General features: G+C 63.8%; 15 protein-coding genes and 1 tRNA gene. 3 read left to right on the plus strand and 13 right to left on the minus strand.

What is annotated here, in order from left to right:
• Nucleotides 1-63 precede the first annotated feature (63 nt).
• Nucleotides 64-1,338 (minus strand): glutamyl-tRNA reductase, encoded by a 1,275-nt coding sequence (gene hemA / locus ACVN9Z_RS05045; RefSeq protein ID WP_006389995.1) that lies wholly within the window; start codon nucleotides 1,336-1,338, stop codon nucleotides 64-66.
• A gap of 283 nt (nucleotides 1,339-1,621) precedes the next feature.
• Between hemA and ACVN9Z_RS05050 the strand changes: the two genes are divergently transcribed.
• Nucleotides 1,622-1,697: transfer RNA gene (locus tag ACVN9Z_RS05050), tRNA-Phe, on the plus strand.
• Nucleotides 1,698-1,861: 164 nt separating this feature from the next.
• Here ACVN9Z_RS05050 and wsfD read toward each other — a convergent pair.
• The 9 genes from wsfD to ACVN9Z_RS05095 form a co-directional block, all read right to left on the minus strand.
• Nucleotides 1,862-3,325 carry a glycan biosynthesis hexose transferase WsfD gene (wsfD, locus tag ACVN9Z_RS05055; RefSeq protein ID WP_458213193.1) on the minus strand — a complete coding sequence of 488 codons (1,464 nt, stop codon included), beginning with the start codon at nucleotides 3,323-3,325 and terminating at the stop codon, nucleotides 1,862-1,864.
• A gap of 23 nt (nucleotides 3,326-3,348) precedes the next feature.
• Nucleotides 3,349-4,659 (minus strand): NAD(P)/FAD-dependent oxidoreductase, encoded by a 1,311-nt coding sequence (locus ACVN9Z_RS05060; RefSeq protein ID WP_458213194.1) that lies wholly within the window; start codon nucleotides 4,657-4,659, stop codon nucleotides 3,349-3,351.
• Nucleotides 4,660-4,687: 28 nt separating this feature from the next.
• Nucleotides 4,688-5,701, minus strand: a complete 1,014-nt coding sequence (locus ACVN9Z_RS05065) for a lysylphosphatidylglycerol synthase transmembrane domain-containing protein (protein ID WP_458213195.1) — start codon at nucleotides 5,699-5,701, stop codon at nucleotides 4,688-4,690.
• Entirely contained in the window at nucleotides 5,698-6,477 is a 780-nt protein-coding gene (gene rfbF, locus ACVN9Z_RS05070) for a glucose-1-phosphate cytidylyltransferase (protein ID WP_458213196.1), read from the minus strand. The genes ACVN9Z_RS05065 and rfbF overlap by 4 nt, the downstream gene beginning before the upstream one ends.
• Before the next feature lie 12 nt (nucleotides 6,478-6,489).
• Nucleotides 6,490-7,455 (minus strand): glycosyltransferase family 2 protein, encoded by a 966-nt coding sequence (locus tag ACVN9Z_RS05075; protein WP_458213197.1) that lies wholly within the window; start codon nucleotides 7,453-7,455, stop codon nucleotides 6,490-6,492.
• The gene (locus ACVN9Z_RS05080; protein WP_458213198.1) at nucleotides 7,452-8,291 is read right to left on the minus strand and encodes an NAD-dependent epimerase/dehydratase family protein; all 840 of its coding nucleotides are present in this window, start codon (nucleotides 8,289-8,291) and stop codon (nucleotides 7,452-7,454) included. Before ACVN9Z_RS05080 ends, ACVN9Z_RS05075 begins: the two co-directional genes overlap by 4 nt.
• Nucleotides 8,288-9,367 (minus strand): CDP-glucose 4,6-dehydratase, encoded by a 1,080-nt coding sequence (gene rfbG / locus ACVN9Z_RS05085; RefSeq protein WP_458213199.1) that lies wholly within the window; start codon nucleotides 9,365-9,367, stop codon nucleotides 8,288-8,290. Before rfbG ends, ACVN9Z_RS05080 begins: the two co-directional genes overlap by 4 nt.
• A 225-nt stretch (nucleotides 9,368-9,592) precedes the next feature.
• Entirely contained in the window at nucleotides 9,593-10,201 is a 609-nt protein-coding gene (locus ACVN9Z_RS05090) for a LysE family translocator (protein ID WP_006389989.1), read from the minus strand.
• A gap of 77 nt (nucleotides 10,202-10,278) precedes the next feature.
• On the minus strand, nucleotides 10,279-10,755 hold the full coding sequence (locus ACVN9Z_RS05095) for an Lrp/AsnC family transcriptional regulator (protein ID WP_024070608.1): 477 nt from the start codon (nucleotides 10,753-10,755) through the stop codon (nucleotides 10,279-10,281).
• Between the two features lie 193 nt (nucleotides 10,756-10,948).
• On the opposite strand from ACVN9Z_RS05095, the gene ACVN9Z_RS05100 reads away from it, so the two are divergent.
• Both ACVN9Z_RS05100 and ACVN9Z_RS05105 read left to right on the plus strand, forming a co-directional pair.
• Nucleotides 10,949-11,593: a LysE family translocator gene (locus tag ACVN9Z_RS05100; protein WP_081397501.1), complete on the plus strand. Its 645-nt coding sequence runs from the start codon at nucleotides 10,949-10,951 to the stop codon at nucleotides 11,591-11,593.
• A 21-nt stretch (nucleotides 11,594-11,614) separates the two neighbouring features.
• On the plus strand, nucleotides 11,615-12,514 hold the full coding sequence (locus ACVN9Z_RS05105) for an EamA family transporter (protein ID WP_006389986.1): 900 nt from the start codon (nucleotides 11,615-11,617) through the stop codon (nucleotides 12,512-12,514).
• Between the two features lie 50 nt (nucleotides 12,515-12,564).
• Here the strand turns inward: ACVN9Z_RS05105 and ACVN9Z_RS05110 are convergent, their stop codons facing one another.
• The 3 genes from ACVN9Z_RS05110 to ACVN9Z_RS05120 form a co-directional block, all read right to left on the minus strand.
• Nucleotides 12,565-13,548 (minus strand): Bug family tripartite tricarboxylate transporter substrate binding protein, encoded by a 984-nt coding sequence (locus ACVN9Z_RS05110; protein WP_458213200.1) that lies wholly within the window; start codon nucleotides 13,546-13,548, stop codon nucleotides 12,565-12,567.
• Nucleotides 13,549-13,668: 120 nt separating this feature from the next.
• Entirely contained in the window at nucleotides 13,669-14,454 is a 786-nt protein-coding gene (gene otnI / locus ACVN9Z_RS05115) for a 2-oxo-tetronate isomerase (protein ID WP_024070612.1), read from the minus strand.
• Nucleotides 14,455-14,528: 74 nt separating this feature from the next.
• Nucleotides 14,529-16,550 carry a TonB-dependent receptor domain-containing protein gene (locus tag ACVN9Z_RS05120; protein WP_458213504.1) on the minus strand — a complete coding sequence of 674 codons (2,022 nt, stop codon included), beginning with the start codon at nucleotides 16,548-16,550 and terminating at the stop codon, nucleotides 14,529-14,531.
• Between the last annotated feature and the right edge of the window lie 100 nt (nucleotides 16,551-16,650).

Genomic DNA, 16,650 nt, shown 5'->3' on the forward strand with positions numbered 1-16,650 from the left:
AAAACGGAAATGGCGGGCGCCCGCAACGAGCGCCCGCCGCAAGGCGGGGCGGAGGCAGCGCCGCTAACGGCGGGAGTCGCGGCCGGGGAACAGGCGCGGCATCCAGGCAAGCAGTTGCTTGCGGTCCTCGCCTTCGCTGCGGTTCAACGCCGCCAGCGGGCCATGCAGGTATTTCTGGGTCAGGCCGTGGGCCAGTTGCTCGAGCACGGCCTCCGGCGATTCGCCGCGCGCCAGCAGGCGGCGGGCGCGTTCGAGTTCGGCGGCGCTGACGTCTTCGGCGGCCTGGTGCAGGTCGCGGATGACGGGCACCACTTCGCGCGATTGCATCCAGTGCATGAAGCCCTGGACGCGGGTTTCGATGATGGCCTCGGCCTGCACTACCGCGGCGCGGCGGGCGTCGGTGCCGGTCTGGACCAGGCGGCCCAGGTCATCGACGGAATACAGGTAGACGTCGTCCAGGCGGCCGACCTCGGGTTCGATGTCGCGCGGCACGGCCAGGTCGATCATCACCATGGGACGGTGGCGGCGCAGGCGCGTGGCCCGTTCCACCATCCCCAAACCGAGGATGGGCAGGGAGCTGGCCGTACAGGAGACCACCACGTCGAATTCGGACAGGCGCTCGGTCAGGTCCGACAGCTTCATGGTGCTGGCCGAGAACCGGTTGGCCAGCAGCTCGGCGCGTTCGGCCGTGCGATTGGCCACCACCATGCTGCGCGGACGCTGCGCGGCGAAGTGGGTGGCGCACAGCTCGATCATTTCGCCCGCGCCGATGAACAGCGTGCGGGCCTGGTCCAGGTTGCCGAACACGCGTTCGGCCAGGCGCACCGCGGCGGCGGCCATGGACACCGACTGCGCGCCGATGGCGGTCTGCGAACGGACTTCCTTGGCCACCGAGAAGGTGCGCTGGAACATCTGGTGCAGCAGCGTGCCGAGCGAACCGGCTTCGCCAGCCGCGCGCACGGCGTCCTTCATCTGGCCAACGATCTGGGTTTCGCCCAGCACCATGGAATCGAGCCCGCTGGCCACGCGGAAGGCGTGGCGCACGGCGTCGTCCTGCTGGTGGCGGTACAGATGCGGGCGCAGCGTGCCGGCATCGAGGCGGTTGTGCTCGGCCAGCCACGCGGGCAGCTGGTCGGCCACGTGGCCGTCGGCGGCGCAATAGATTTCGGTGCGGTTGCAGGTCGACAGGATGGCGGCTTCGCGCACCGACCCGCCGAACGCGGAACGTAGGCCTTCCAGCGCCGGCTTGACCAGATCGACGGGCATGGACACGCGTTCGCGAACCGAAACCGGCGCGGACGTGTGATTCAGACCGAAGGCTAGGACAGCTACCGACATGTAAAGGACAAGGCCGTGAGTATTAGAGCTGTGGTCCCCGCAAAGCCCATGCGGTGCAGCGTGCATGTAACAGCGGACCGGCCATGATTATACTCCCGCGGGTTATCCCCACGCCATTCGGGCCCCTGGCCGCGACCGTGTGTCGCACCCCATGCAATGGCCGTTTGCGATACCATGCGCCCCTGCCGCTTGCCGCGTTGGAAGGCGGCCCGAAAATTCTTCACACTTTTTTCGAGGCGGCTGGCACAAGTCCAAAAAATTGTGTATAGTTGCGGACTTCGTTGGCCTGGTAGCTCAGTTGGTAGAGCAGCGGATTGAAAATCCGCGTGTCGGTGGTTCGATTCCGCCCCAGGCCACCAGAATACAAGGCCCCAGTGCTCCCACGAGCACTGGGGCTTTTCACATCTCGAGCAACGTACAGCCGCCCCGAACAGTGCCCCCAAACGTGCCCCCATAGCCTGGCCCAGAGCCCGAGCTAGCCAGGGGCCCATTCGACATTAGCCCCCCCCCGCAGCATGCTTGCTCAGTCAGGCTGCCTCCAATCGGTGGCGCGTCTGTGGGCCCAATGCGCCGCGCATGATGACACCGCGTGAACCAGCATCAGGGCCGCAGCCAAGCTGGCTACCATCACGTGCTTGCGGGCCTCCTGGCGCCCATCGAACGTCGATATGACCACGTCGGCCAAGATGATCACCAGCAGCGTGACGCTCAGGATTCTCGACGCGAATCTGCCCTCAGGCGACGCGCCAGCGGGAAAAATCGCCAATATCCCGGCCAGCAGAATCGACAAAACGAAAATCCCGGCACCGGCCACCTTGGTGGACCCCACGGCAAAAGCGGATACCAGCGCTGGAGGGTACTTGGCCTTTTCGCCATGAATCATCCCCAATGCGGTATCGAAGTTACCCACCTCCTTGGCGTTCTGCCACAGCGACCCCAAGAATGCGCGCGGGTCGAGCACAATGGCCTTTAGGAAGGTCTTGACAGTGATCTCCGGGTGTTCGGCAACAAACCTTCCCGTATCAGGGTGCCAAGCACTCTTTCCGATAAGCGATATCGATGTTGCAGGCAGATCCAATGCTTCCAGCACCTGCGACGGCTTCTTGGAATGAGGCAGCAAGCCGTAATAAAGAGCATGGAAACTGGTGAAGCGGGAAGCCAGCAACTCTTCGGGATTATCGATCCGTTTGGCGGTCGTGAGCGCGCCCGCCACGCACGCTAGCGCCACCGCGCCCCCCCCCACCACAACAGCGCACTTCACACCGCTCAGCCGAACGCCGGCTTTCGCATAGTAATAGACCAGCACTAGCGCCGGACCGATAAAGTACAGATATTGTCTCTTCGCGAACATCGCGGCAACCAGGGCCGCCAATACCGCGCTACATATCACACTCTCTTTCCATCCTCGCCGCGGTACCGCGTGGCCGGACCATACGTGGCTCGCCAGGAAGGCGAACACGAGAAAGAGCGCCGCAAATGAAACGGACTCCGCGTAAAACGAGTTGTAGAAAGCGGTCGTGCGGGCATCCGTCATGATCAGGAACGTGCCCAACAACAACAGGGAAGGACCCGCCGCCAAGGGAGGCACTCTTCGCACCAGTAATGCAAGCGCTAGGAAATGGAGAAGGAACAATGGCAGCCCGATGTACCTGAGGCTCACAACGTCCGCACTGAACAAGTACTTTCCCAGTATCTCGCCAGCCCGCCAAAATAGAATGGCCGACGTGAACCAAGGCTCGCTGAAAGTCGAGCCAGGCGAATTCCAGTAGAAGACCGGTTGCTGGAAATAGCGATACTGCCATTCCCTGCTGTATACCGCCGGATTCTCTTCGGTCGAGCCCACGGGGATGGAAGCGAATTCTCCCATGTAGCGCCCAAAATCCCCATTGTCCGCGACACCGAACTCCCGGTTCACGATCAGGACCAGGAAGGCCGCCAACATGAGCGCTGCAACCTGGAAGCCGCGCCCCTGGAAAAACTGCGTCATACCCCCTCCTACCGATCCGATCATCAATCCTGCGTCAAGACGCGCGCAATCTCGCGGCCTTCTCTGATGGCATAGTTGGTTCCCCGGTCTTCCGGGTAGATCTGCGCCATTGTCGAGATAAAGGCATTGGCATAGGGGGTATCGCGGCCAGGCACATAGGACGAATAATTCCGCTCGGTAACCGGCTGCGCGTATTCGGATCGCCAAACCTTGTAGTCCAGTACCCACGACTGATCCAGCTTGGGGAACATTCTCTTCAGATGTTCCATGGCGAACTGGAAATACTGTTCGTCGTTGTAGGCCCAGACCGGATCGTCAGTAGCCAGGTACCGCGACAGATACGCGATGCGCGAGCCACGGTAGTTTTCCGGCGAGTCGAAATTAGTGTGCTCGATGACTCCAACGAAAGGAAATCCCGGATCGTTGACGTTGAGCCAATAGGTCTCGGACAGGCTCTGGTTCAAACGCAGGACCAGGCACATGTTCCCCAGGTACTTCACGCGCCGCAACGCCGCGACCCACTGGGGATCGGCGGAACCTTCGAAAATGTCGGCAATGATGGGGAACGATGGCGTGAACAGATACTTGTCACCTTCGACCGTCCCCAGGTCCGTCTTCAGGCGCGCGATCTCGGAGCCATTCGCTTCGATGCCGGTAACCCGACGGCCGAAACTCACGTGCCCGCCATGCTGCCGGATACCGTCGGCCAGCGCCTCAGCCAAGCGACCAAAGCCGCCCTTGAAGTAGGCAAGCTCCTCCCCTCCCTTGTCGTTGCGGGTACCGCCACGCAGCACCAGCTTCTTCCACATCCAGACCGCATTGACGGCCTCGGCGAAAACAGAGAACTTGGAATTGATCAGCGGCTCCCAGACGACCTTGTAGACCGTCTTCCCGCACAGGGGTTCGAGCCACTCCCGGATGCTCAGGTGCTCGATGGTCTTCCAATCCTTGATGCGCCGCACCTGGAACACCAGCAACCCCAGCCGGATACGATCCACGAACGATAGCGCCTTGAAACGCAACAGATCCAGCGGCGTCGACAGCTTCCACAGGCGGCCGTTGAAATACATGCCCGTGCGCGTCGGCAGCAACATGATGTCGCCGTCCAGGCCCAGCTCCTTAACCAGCTCGGGCACGTAAACGTCGTTGTTGAACCAGTGATGATAGAACTTCTCGACCTTGACACCATCATTGAAATTGAAGGTGCCGGCCAGTCCGCCTGGCGTATCGTCGGCTTCCAGTACGTGAACACGTTTGCCTTGCTTGGCCAGTACGTACGCGGCAGTGAGGCCAGTGAAGCCGCCTCCGACAATGACCACGTCGAATTTTTCCATGAATTTCTACCTTTGATACGCTTGAGCGTCAGGCGGCCTGGGATTTGGCCGCGCGGAACAACTCGGGTCTTGCCCAAATGGCGAAGGCACCAGCCAGGGTTGTGGGCAACCACAACGCCAGGTGCACAATGACTGCATAGCTGCCGGCCTGCGCGGCCGTTCCACCTACCAGCGAGATGGCGGTGAATGCGGCAAGATGAAACGGCCCAACATAACCGGGTGAAGACGGTACCAGCGTCGACAGCGTGGCAACCGCCATCACCAGCAAAGCCACCAGTGGTGATCCCTCCACGCCCGCGCCGAGCAGGACAAAATAGAACAGACCCGCCTCGCCGACCCAGACCAGCATCGACACAGCCAGCATGGACAGCAACAGGCGCGGCCGCGACATGGCATCGAATCCGTGCAGCAGGCCCGCCACGGTGGAGCAGACCGCGGCCCGTTTGCCCGCCCCCTGCTCCAGGGCCCGGCTGGACATCCGATCGAACAGGCGCCCCAGCGCCCCGCTGAAGAAGAACCCCAGGGCCAAGACGATACCGCCGATGATGGCCAACGACACGGCAGAGGCCTTGAGTGCTTCCGGAATGGCAATGGCGCGGATTGCGAAGAGACCGATCGCCAGGCTTGCCAGCAAGGTCATTAGATCGACCAGCCGCTCGACGATCAGGCTGCTGGTGGCGGTCGTCTTGGTGATGCCCATCGACCGGGGAAACACCAAAGCGCGCACCACGTCACCCAGCCGCAGCGGCAGGACGTTATTGAGCGCAATGGAGCCCAGGAATGGCGCGCAGCAATCGCGGAAGGTGGCGTTCGCCCCCGTCGCCCGCAACATCATCGACCAGCGTACGATGCGCAGCGCATAGCCCACGGCCAGCGACGCGATCCCGGCAATCAGGTAGGCCCAGTGGAAGTGGGCCAGCGCATCGAGCAGGTCGGGAACGTTGACCTGGCGGATAAAGACGACCAGGCACAAGACCGTGATGCCCGCGCCCGCCAGATGCTTGAACCAGGGCGCCGAACCTCGGCGCTGATCAGCAGTCATGCTCCAGCCCAGGTGCGCCACGGCGCCTTGCCGGTCGCCCACAAGGCTTCCAGCTCGCGCTTGTCACGCAGGGTATCGCAAGGCTGCCAGAAGCCCGTGTGGTGGAACGCGGCCAACTGGCCGTCCTTGGCCAGGTTCGACAACGGCGCCCGCTCCCAGGAAATCTCGTCCCCAGCGATGTACGGGATGACGCCGGGCTCAAGGACGAAGAAGCCGCCATTGATCCAGCCGATCTCGTCGCTGGGCTTTTCCTCGAAACTCAAGACCTGGTCCTGGTCGTCGATATTGAGCACGCCGAAGCGGCCTGGCGGTTGTACCGCAGCTACGGTCGCCAACTTGCCATGCTTGCGATGGAACGCCAGTTCGGCGGTGATATCAATGTCGGACAAGCCGTCACCGTACGTGAGACAGAACGTCCCGTTGTCGAGATACGGGGCCACCCGTTTGAGGCGTCCGCCGGTCATGGTATCCGGCCCGGTATCGACCAATGTAATCCGCCAGTCTTCCGCCTGACTGTCAAGGATCTCGTGGTCACCGGTCTTCAGATCGATGGTCATATTGGACATATGACGGTAGTAATTGAAGAAAAACTCCTTGATCACATAACCCTTGTAGCCAAGACAGATCACGAAATCCTTCACACCATGACGCGCGTAGGTCTTCATGATGTGCCAGAGCAACGGCTTGCCGCCGATCTCGACCATCGGTTTCGGCTTGGTATCGGACTCTTCGGCGATGCGCGTACCCAGTCCGCCTGCAAGAATGACTGCTTTCATAACGTTCCCAATTCAGAGTTTCAACTCGGAAGAATCAATATTCAAACTTTGCTCGATGATCGCCACGGGATCCGCCCGCAACACCAGGTAAATGCGGAGAAGGTATTCTCCGATGATGCCCAGCAGGAATGAATTCAGGCCGATACCGAACAGGACGAGAATGTGAATACTGGCGACACCCTGCGGCAGTTCAGGATGCAGGATTTTCAAGACCAGGTAATACAAAGCGCCAATAACGCTCGCCGCCAGAATGATCCCGCCCACGAACGAGGCGGCCCGCAAGGGCACGGTGGAGTGATTGAACACTGCCGTCAGTCCCAGGCGGATCAGGCGCGACACATTGAATTTGCTTTCTCCCGCCGTACGCGCATCCCGGTCGTAGGATATGCCGACCTGGTTGAATCCCAGGTTCGCGATCATGCCGCGCAGATACGGGTTGGCGGTCTTGATCTGGCACAACGATTGGATGACCTTGCGATCGATCAGGCGGAAATCCCCGACATCGCGCGGAATGGGATGCTCACTGATCTTGTCGATCACCCAATAGCCCAATTTCCGGAAGGCTCGCAGCAAGCCGCCTTCAGGCCGATTCTTGCGGATGCCATACACGACCTGATAGCCCTGCTGCCACTGCTCGAAAAATGCCTCGAGCATTTCGGGTGGGTCCTGCAGATCGGCATCGATCTGCAGGACCGCGTCGCCGCGCGTATGCATGTAGTTGGCGAGAATCGAACGCTGGAAGCCGAAATTCTTCGAGAAGCGAATCGCCCTTACACGCGCATCGGCCTGGGACAACGCTGTCAACATGGCCCAGGATTCATCGTCGGAGTGATTGTCCGAGAACACGAACTCCAGGTCGCACCGATTACGCATGACCTCCGCAAGCGCACACAGACGCCGGTAGAGCGCGTCGATATTCCCAGCTTCGTTCAGCACGGGAATCGAAATAGAAATAAGCGGCTTGTTGTTTTCGTTCATGCTTGCATCTCTCGACCGTAAAAGCAGTCCTGCATGTACTGGGCAATTGCTGGCAAGGAATCACGGAACATTGCCGGATCGAGCGATCCGGTTGGAGCCAGGATTTGCTGATAGTTTTCGTCGGGCGGTTCGGCCAATGCGCCTACGCACAGGAGATCCTCCCTGCCGAATGCGCCGAACACGCTTTCAGCCACGGCACGCAGGCTGACCGGCCGGCCGTGGCTGAGATTCAGCACGCCGACGGTGGCGGATTGAGCAATCATCCTGACAGCGCGGGCCTCATCGTGCAGGTGGTGGTATTCACGCAGTTGCCGGCCCGACGTCATTTTGAACTGCCGATTTTCCCTAATGGCGGCGAGCATTTGCCCCAGGAACATGAAAGCGCTTGGTTGCCCGGCGCCAAAGAGAGTGTGGACTTGCACATGAGTCACCGACAATCCGGTGCTAGCGACCTCGGCCGCATACTCTCCCAGCGCCGTCTTGGTCTGGATATAGGGATTCTTCGAGCGCAGCAGGCTTTCCATCACCGTTCCGAAGGTAAGCACCTTCGCACCGAGCCTGGCGGCGCCATCGATCAAATTTCTGGGCAGGTAATAGTTGACCCCGAGCAACTCTTCATGCGGCAACGCCGGATCCAGTAGACCGGAGGCAACAAAAAGGGTGGCATCCGCGCCCGCCTTCGAGGCCTCGAAATATCGAGCCACGTCGTCCGCCATCTCCGGCTGCGACCAGGACTGATAGATCGCCCTATCCAAAGACCTGACGTCATGCCCGGCATATTCATGCGCGATGGCTCGACCCAGACGTCCCCTGGAGCCAATCAAATAGATCGTCATCGCAACGCGGCACGCCAAGCGCTGATCTGTGCCAGGGTGATGGCGCGCGCCGATGTGGGATCGGCGTAGTAGTCGCGATACCAGGCCGCGGTTTCCCGGACCACCTGCTCCGCATCCCAGGCCGGGATCCAGTTCAACTGGTTGCGCGCCAGTGAACTGTCCAGGGCCAGCGCCTGCGCCTCCGGTAGCGGGTTGTCCATGTACTCCAGCGCTGGACGCTGCCAGCTGTCACTCATCAACTCTAGAACATCCCGTACCGAATACTGTTTGGCATCATGCGGTCCCAGATTCCACGCTTTGGCGGCCCGCTCCGGATCCGACGAGACCAGGCCGGCCAGGATGACCAGGTAGCCATGGACCAGCGCCAGTACATGCTGCCACGGCCTCGTCGCATCGGGATAACGCAGAACCAACGCCCCTTGATTAACAACCGCGCGAACGAAATCCGGAATCAGGCGATCCTCGGACCAGTCTCCACCACCAATGATATTGCCGCCTCGGGCGGTCGCAATCGCCGGCCCCAGGCCTTCCTTCCGAGGATAGGAGGCCACATAGCTCTGGATGACCATTTCGGCGGCGGCCTTCGATGCGCTGTAGGGATCCTTGCCACCCAGCGGGTCGTTTTCGCGGTACGGCCAAGGCCATTCGTTATTCTTATAGACCTTGTCGGTGGTAATGCAGAGCACGCCCTTGACACTCTTGACGGCGCGGGCGGCTTCGAGCAAATGAGCGGTCCCCTGGGCATTCACGAGAAATGTCCTGAGCGGTTCCCGATAGGATTTCCGCACCAGCGGTTGCGCCGCTAAATGCAATATGAGATCAGGTTGGAATGCGTCAATTGCGCCGCGTAGCGGCTCATAATCGCAGATATCGCCAAAGCTCGAAACCATATCGCTGCCCAAGCCGACCGCCTCGAACAACGAGGGCTGGGTATCGGGCGGCAAGGAATATCCCGCCACTTCGGCGCCAATGGACTTAAGCCAAAGACAAGCCCAGCCGCCCGTAAAACCGGTGTGGCCGGTAACGAAAACCCTGCGGCCAGCCAGCGCACTCTCGAATGTCAACGATTGCACCATAACCTCGCGTTCTTCCTGTTACGGCCGCTCATTTCAGACCGAGTCTCTGCTATGCCCGGAATTTTTCGGACAAACCACACATTCTATTACGAATTCGGACGCTCACTAAGAGCTCACCACGCAAGTAAATCGCGCCAAGCAAAATATCCCGGACTGGATAACAACCCACGCTTGGTATCAAAGATAAATCAGTTCAGCCCCCTCACGCCGACGTTGACGACCGGGTCAAGACCCCGGCAACGCCACTCCCATCGCCGCGAACAATCCCCCGCACACCTTGTTGAAGCGCCGGCCGGCGCGCTCCAGCCACGGCCGCACGCGGTGCGCCAGGCGGGCCAGCACGTATTCCACCAGGAACTCGATGACCGCGAAGGTGGCGGCCATGATCACGAACTGCGTGAACAGGCTGCGCGCCGGATCGATGAACTGCGGCAGGAACGCGCCATAGAACAGCAGCGCCTTGGGGTTGGAAATCGCCGACAGGAACCCCTGGCTGAACATGCGCGTGCCGCGCAGCCGCGGCATGTCGGGCGCCGGGCGCAGTTGCACGCCGGGCGAGCGCCACAGCTGGATGCCGAGCCAGATCAGGTAGGCGCCGCCCGCCCATTTCAATACCGTCAGCGCCGGCCCCCAGGCCTTGAGCAGCGCGCTGATGCCCAGCATCGACAGGGCAATCAGGGCGATGAAGCCGACCGCGCCGCCGGCGATGGTGCACAGCGCCTTGCGATGGCCATGCAGCGCGCCGTGGGTCAGCGCCAGCAAGGTATTGGGACCGGGCGTGATCGACAGGCCGATCACGGCAACCAGATAGATGAGCCAGCTATGCAAGGCCATGGCGGGGATATGCGCAAAGGAGGGAGGCGGCCAGTCTAGCGCCGCCGGCTCGGGGCGCGCAATCTCCGGCCGGCACGTTATGCCTCGTGCGACGGCATCGTCGGCACCGCCAATCCGTATTTCACGCGATTCATCACCACCAGCGTCGAAAAGCGCTTCACATTGGGATCGCCCCAGAAGTGGCGCTGCGCGAACGCATCGTATTCCGCCATGTCGCGCACGGTCATGGTGACGACGAAATCCACTTCGCCCGTGACCGCCAGGCACTGCATGATCTCCGGCGCCTGGCGCATGGCGCGCTTGAAGGTGTCGAGCTTGTCGGCGCGCTCGCTTTCGAGCGACACCAGCACCACCATCATGATGTCGCGCCCCACCGCCGCCGGGTCCACCACCGAGACGTCGCCCAGCACCGCGCCGGACTCGCGCAGCCGCTTCATGCGGCGCAGGCACGATACCGGCGACAGGTTCACGCGCTCGGCCACCTCCTGGCTGGTGCGCTGGTTGTCTTCCTGCAGGCTCTGCAGGATCTGAAGGTCGAAATCGTCTAGTTCCATGGGGTCTCGGCGCCGCGGCGATCCAGGCCACGCGGGCCCGTAGGACGATTCTAAACGGGTGCGCGCCACGACCCGCCCCCAAATTCGACGGGAAACTTCATTTGCGCACCGCCGGCTGCAGGAATTAATCACCCGCCTTGCTTACACTGGGAACCCTCTGGCCGCCCTCGCGGCCAGGCACAGCCCGATTCCCATGCCGTCACTCCAGCTTTTCCTGCTTTTCCTGGCCGCCGACGCGGCGTTGAAACTCACCCCCGGCCCGGATATGGCGCTGACGTTGTCGCGAGGCATGACGCAGGGCTTCCGGCCTGCCTTCCACAGTGTGCTGGGGAACGTGGCGGCCGGATTCATCCAGGTGCCGGCCGTGGTGCTGGGGCTGGCCTCGGTGCTGCAGGCGTTTCCGACGCTGTTCCTGGCGATCAAGGCGGCCGGCGGCTTGTACCTGGGCTACCTGGGCATCAAGGCCATCCTGCGCTGCGCCCGCGACGCCGACATCTCCCTGGCCGCGCGTCCCGGCGATGCGCGCGACGCTTTTTGGCAGGGCTTCATGACCAACCTGCTGAACCCGAAGGTGCTGCTGTTCATGATCGCCTTCCTGCCGCAGTTCACCACCCCGGACAACGGTCCGGTGTGGCTCCAGATGCTGGTGCTGGGCGTGACCATGAAGGCGCTGAGCCTGCCCTATGGCAGCTGCTTCGCCTACGGCGCATCGCGCATCCGCGGCTGGGTGGGCCGCAACCCGTGGTTCCTGCGCATGCAGCAGGGACTACTGGGCGCGATCATGCTGGCGCTGGCCCTTTACGTGCTCTACTCCACCGCCCTGACCTTGAACCCCTGATTCTTCCGCAGACGCAGCACCATGACCGCCGCCACTCTTCCCTCCGGACGCGATGCCTCCGCCTCCACCCTGATGCCGACCTTGTCGCTGATCGGCGCCATGGCCTCGCTGTGCATCGGCACATCGTTCGCCAAATCGCTGTTTCCCGAGGTTGGCGCGCAGGGCACGACGGCCTATCGCATCGTCATCGGCGCCATCATCCTGATCGCGTTCTGGCGCCCATGGCGCTTTCCGCTGACCGCTCGCAATGCCGCCAAGATCGCGCTATATGGCGTGACGCTGGCCTGCATGAACCTGCTGTTCTACATGGCGCTGCGGACCCTGCCGCTGGGCGTGGCCATCGCCATCGAGTTCACCGGCCCGCTGACGCTGGCGGTGGTGCTGTCGCGGCGCGCCATCGACTTCGTCTGGATCGCCTGCGCGCTGGCCGGGCTGGTGCTGCTGATCCCGACCGGCCAGTCGATGCACGACCTCGATCCCGTCGGTATCGCTTATGCGCTGGGCGCGGCGGTCTGCTGGGCGCTGTACATCATCTTCGGCAAGATGGCCGGCAACGTGCATGGCGGGCAGGCCACTTCCCTGGGACTGCTGGCGGCCACCATGGTGGCGCTGCCGGTGGGCGCGGCCCATGCCGGCATGGCGCTGCTGGACCCGAAGCTGATCCTGGCCGGCGTCGCGGTCGGCATCCTGTCGAGCGCCCTGCCCTATTCGCTGGAAATGGTGGCCCTGCGGCGCCTGCCGCAGAAGACCTTCGGCGTGCTGCTGAGCATGGAACCCGCCATGGGCGCGCTGGCCGGCGTCATCGTGCTGAACGAGCACCTGTCCGGCACGCAGTGGCTGGCGATCTGCGGCATCATCATCGCCTCGGCGGGCTGCGCCGCCACCGCGCGCCGCCAGAACCGCGCCGCCGCGGCCGGGTAGGCCGCGGGCCACGGCAGCGGCGCCCGCGGCGGGCGCGCCGCCGCGCCGCGTCAATCCACCGAAATGTTCTTCTGCCGGATCACCGCGCCCCAGCTGTCGTACTGACGGCGCGCGTAGTCATAGAATTCGTTGGACGAGCTGCCCATGGGCTCCATGCCTTGCAACTTGAGCTGCTTGACCACCTCGGGTGACTTCAACGCCGCCTGGATCGCGCCGCTGAGCTTGTCCACCACCTCGCGCGGCGTGCGCGCCGGGGCCACCACCCCTTGCCAGGCGGCGGCCTCCAGCGGCGGCCCGCCGCTCTCGCCGAAGGTCGGCACCTCGGGCAACTGCTCCGAACGCTCGTACGCCGGCACCGCGATGGCGCGCAGCTTGCCTGCCTCGATCAACGGCCGCGCCGCGGCCAGGTCCGCCATCATCAGCGGCACCACGCCCGCGGCCACGTCCTGCAAGGCAGGCGGCGTGCCCTTGTAGGGAATCGCGGTGGCCTTGGCGCCGAACATCGACAGGAACAACTCCATCGCCAGATGGTGCGGGCTGCCCACGCCCAGCGACGCATAGCTGGCCGTCTTGTTGCGCGACAGGTAGTCCATCACGTCGGGCATGTTGTCCAGGTCGGACGCCGGCGAGGCCACCAGCACGATAGGCAACGCCACCAGGGTGGAGACCGGCGTCAGGTCCTTCCACGGGTCATAGGGCAGTTGCTTGTACAGCCACGGATTCAGGGCCAGCGTGCTCATGCCCGCGGTCATCACCGTATAGCCGTCGGGCGCGGCGCGCGCGGTTTCCTGGGCCGCCACGATGGTGGCGGCGCCGGGCCGGTTCTCCACCACCACCGGCTGGCCCAGTGTCTGGCTGACATGCTTGGCGACGATGCGGGTGGCCAGGTCGCTGCCGCCGCCAGCGCTGAAAGGCACCAGCCAGCGGATCGGATGGTCGGGAAAATCGCCGGCCCACGCGGGCATGGCGCTCGCCGCGAGCGCGGCGGCGCCCAGCGTCCCCAGCGCGCGGTGGATGAAACCTCTTCTGGACATGCGGTTGTCTCCTGGTGTTCTTTATTTAATTAACATATTAACTATATTTTCAGCAGGCGGCGAGCATGGCATGCGGGGCCGATCATGGGGACAGCATCATGGCGATACGCCGGTTGCCGCTCAAGCGCGGGCCGCGGCCAGCCAGCGCAGGCCGGCGGATGTGGCGGCCGCCGGGCGATACTCGCAGCCGATCCAGCCGGCATAGTCCAGTTCGCGCAGCACCGAGAAGATCCAGCCGTAGTCCAGCTCGCCACGGTCGGGCTCCTGGCGCAGCGGCACGCCGGCGATCTGCAGGTGCCCGACGCGTCCGGTGGGCAGGTACTGGCGCAATTTGGCGGTGACGTCGCCCTCGACGATCTGGCAGTGGTACAGGTCCATCTGCACCTTCAGGTTGGGCGCGTTGACGGCCTGCACCACCTGGTGGGCCTCGTCCTGCCGATTGAGGAAATAACCGGGAATGTCGCGCGTGTTGATGGGTTCGATCAGCAGCGTCACGCCGGCCGAACGCGCCTGGCGCGCGGCCCAGTCGAGGTTCTCGCGGTAGCAGTCCAGCATGGCGTCGCGCGCGACGCCATCCGGCGCCACGCCGGCCATCACGTGCACCTGCGAGCAGGCCAGCACAGTCGCATAGCCCAGCGCCTGCTCGATACCGGCGCGGAATTCGTCCTGGCGGTCCGGCAGCGCGGCCAGCCCGCGTTCGCCGCGCGCGCTCACGCCCGGCGGGGCATTGAACAGGACCTGCGACACGCCCGCGTCATCCATGCGCTCGCGCACGAAGGCGGCAGGCGCCTCGTAGGGAAACATGCATTCCACGCCCGCGAAACCGTCGGCCGCGGCGGCCGCATAGCGGTCCAGGAACGCATGTTCCGGGTACATCATCGACAGATTGGCGGCGAACTTCAGCATGGCGGACTCCGGGGCGGACGGCATGGCTGGAACTTAGCATATCCGCCCGCGGAATCCGGCTTCGCCGGCACGCCTCAATAGGTCATGCGCACGCCCAGCATCACGCTGCGGCCCGGCAGCGGCGCCACCGAGGAGATGAACGAAGCGTGGTTGTACGCCAGTTTGTTCAGCAGGTTGGTGCCGCGCAGATAGACTTCATAGCTGGTCGCGCCGTAGCGGCCGCGATACGCCACCACCGCGTTGACCAGGTTGTAGCCCGGCGTGCTGCTTTCGTAGGCGGCAATGTCCTTCTGCGAAAACACGCGGGCGTATTCGATGCCGCCCGACCATTGCTGCCACTTGACGTTGCCGCGCAGGCCGGCGCGCGCCGCCGGGATGCGCGGCAGGTTGCCGTCGCCGCCGGTCAGCTTGCCGCGCACATAGTCGCCGAACACCGCCGCCGAGAACACCGGCGTGAACTGGTGCCGCAGCTCGCCTTCCACGCCGGTGAATTCGGCGTCGCGCTGGGTGTACTCGATCAGGCGGAAGTCCTCGTAGCGGTCGAGCGTGTCGGCGTAGATGTAGTTCTTGACGCGGTTGTGGAACACGCTGGCCGAGAAAGTGGTGTCGCCGGCGTGCTTGCGCAGGGTCAGGTCGATGTTGTGCGAGGTCTCGCGGCCCAGGCCCGAGTTGCCCAGTTCGTAGGTGTTGGTGGCCAAGTGCACGCCATCGGCGTACAGCTCCTGCGCGCTCGGCAGGCGCTGCGAACGCGACAGCGACAGCGCCACGGAATACTGCGGCGCGAAGTCCCAGATGGCGGCGGCCGACAGCGAGGTGCCCGACAGGCTGCTGCGCGAGGCGCCGCCGGACGGCGCGATGCGCTGCCAGTCCTGGCGCGCGCCGACTTCGAAGCGCCAGTCGTTCAACTGGTATTCCTCCAGCACGAACAGGCCGTTCGAACGGGTCCGGCTGCGCGGCAGGAAGGCTTCCTCGCCATCGGCGCGGAAGTCGCTGTAGGCATTCTGCAGGCCGATCACCCCGCGCCAGCCGGCCACGGGCTTGTGCTGCAGTTCCACGCGCAGGTCGTAGCCCTTGTTCTTGAAGCGGGTGCCGACCTGGCCGCCCTCGATCTCGTCATGCTGGTAGTCGGTCAGTCCGCCACGCACGCGGATCTTCTCGAAGCCGGCGAAGGGATCCTGGTATTCGGCGCGCAGGTCCAGGCGGTTGCTGCGCAGCTTGACGTAAGGCACGCCGCCGTGTTCGTGATCGTGGTCATGGTCGTGGCCTTCCTCGCCTTCGTCGCCATGGTCGTGGTCGTGGCCACCGCAATGCAGATGGGTGCCGTGCGGATGGCAGCCTTCATACTCGTGGTTGTGGCCGGGCAGGCCGTACTTGCTTTCCAGGTGCGTGAACGCCAGGCCCACATAACCGCGCGGCGTGATCCACGACATGCCGACCGTGCCCTGGGAGGATTCGCTGTACGAACCCTCCAGCTTGCCGCCGGGCCAGTCCGGCACGTCGTAATCGCTGGTGCGCCGCTTCATGCCTTCCACCCGTACGGCGAACTGGCCCTCGCCGGCGGTGATGCCCACGGCGCCGGCGCGCTCCTTGGTGCCGGTGGCCCCGCGCAACTCGGCTTCCATTTCCACGCCCTTCTCCGGCACGGCGGTGGGGATCTTCTTGTCCACCACGTTCACCACGCCGCCGATCGCGCCGCCGCCGTACAGCAGCGTGGCCGGGCCGCGCAGCACCTCGATGCGCTCGGCCAGCAGCGGTTCCACCGTCACCGCGTGGTCCGGCGAGATGCCGGACGCGTCCATCACCTCGGAACCGTCGGACAGCACTTTCACACGAGGCGCGGTCTGGCCGCGGATCACGGGGCGGCTGGCGCCGCCGCCGAAGGTGTCGCTGTTCACGCCCGGCTGGCTTTTCAGGGTTTCGCCCAGCGTGCCGGCGCGCCGCTCGACCAGCTCATCGCCTTCCAGCACGGAAGCCGGCAGCATGGTGCTGTTCAGGTCCAGCCCCAGCGGATTGGCCGACACGGTGATCGGCGCCAGCGTGCGGTTGCGCGACGGGTCGGCCTCGGTTTCGGCCTGCGCCACCGGCGCGGCCAGCATCAGCGAGCAAACCAGCGGCTTGAGCGCCCGCGCGCCCCGGCTCCTGCCCGCCCCGGCCGCGTTCCACCTGCCGCGCAACGCCTGCTTGTCCTGCGTCTTG

It is taken from the genome of Achromobacter sp. KK8 (assembly GCF_054188005.1).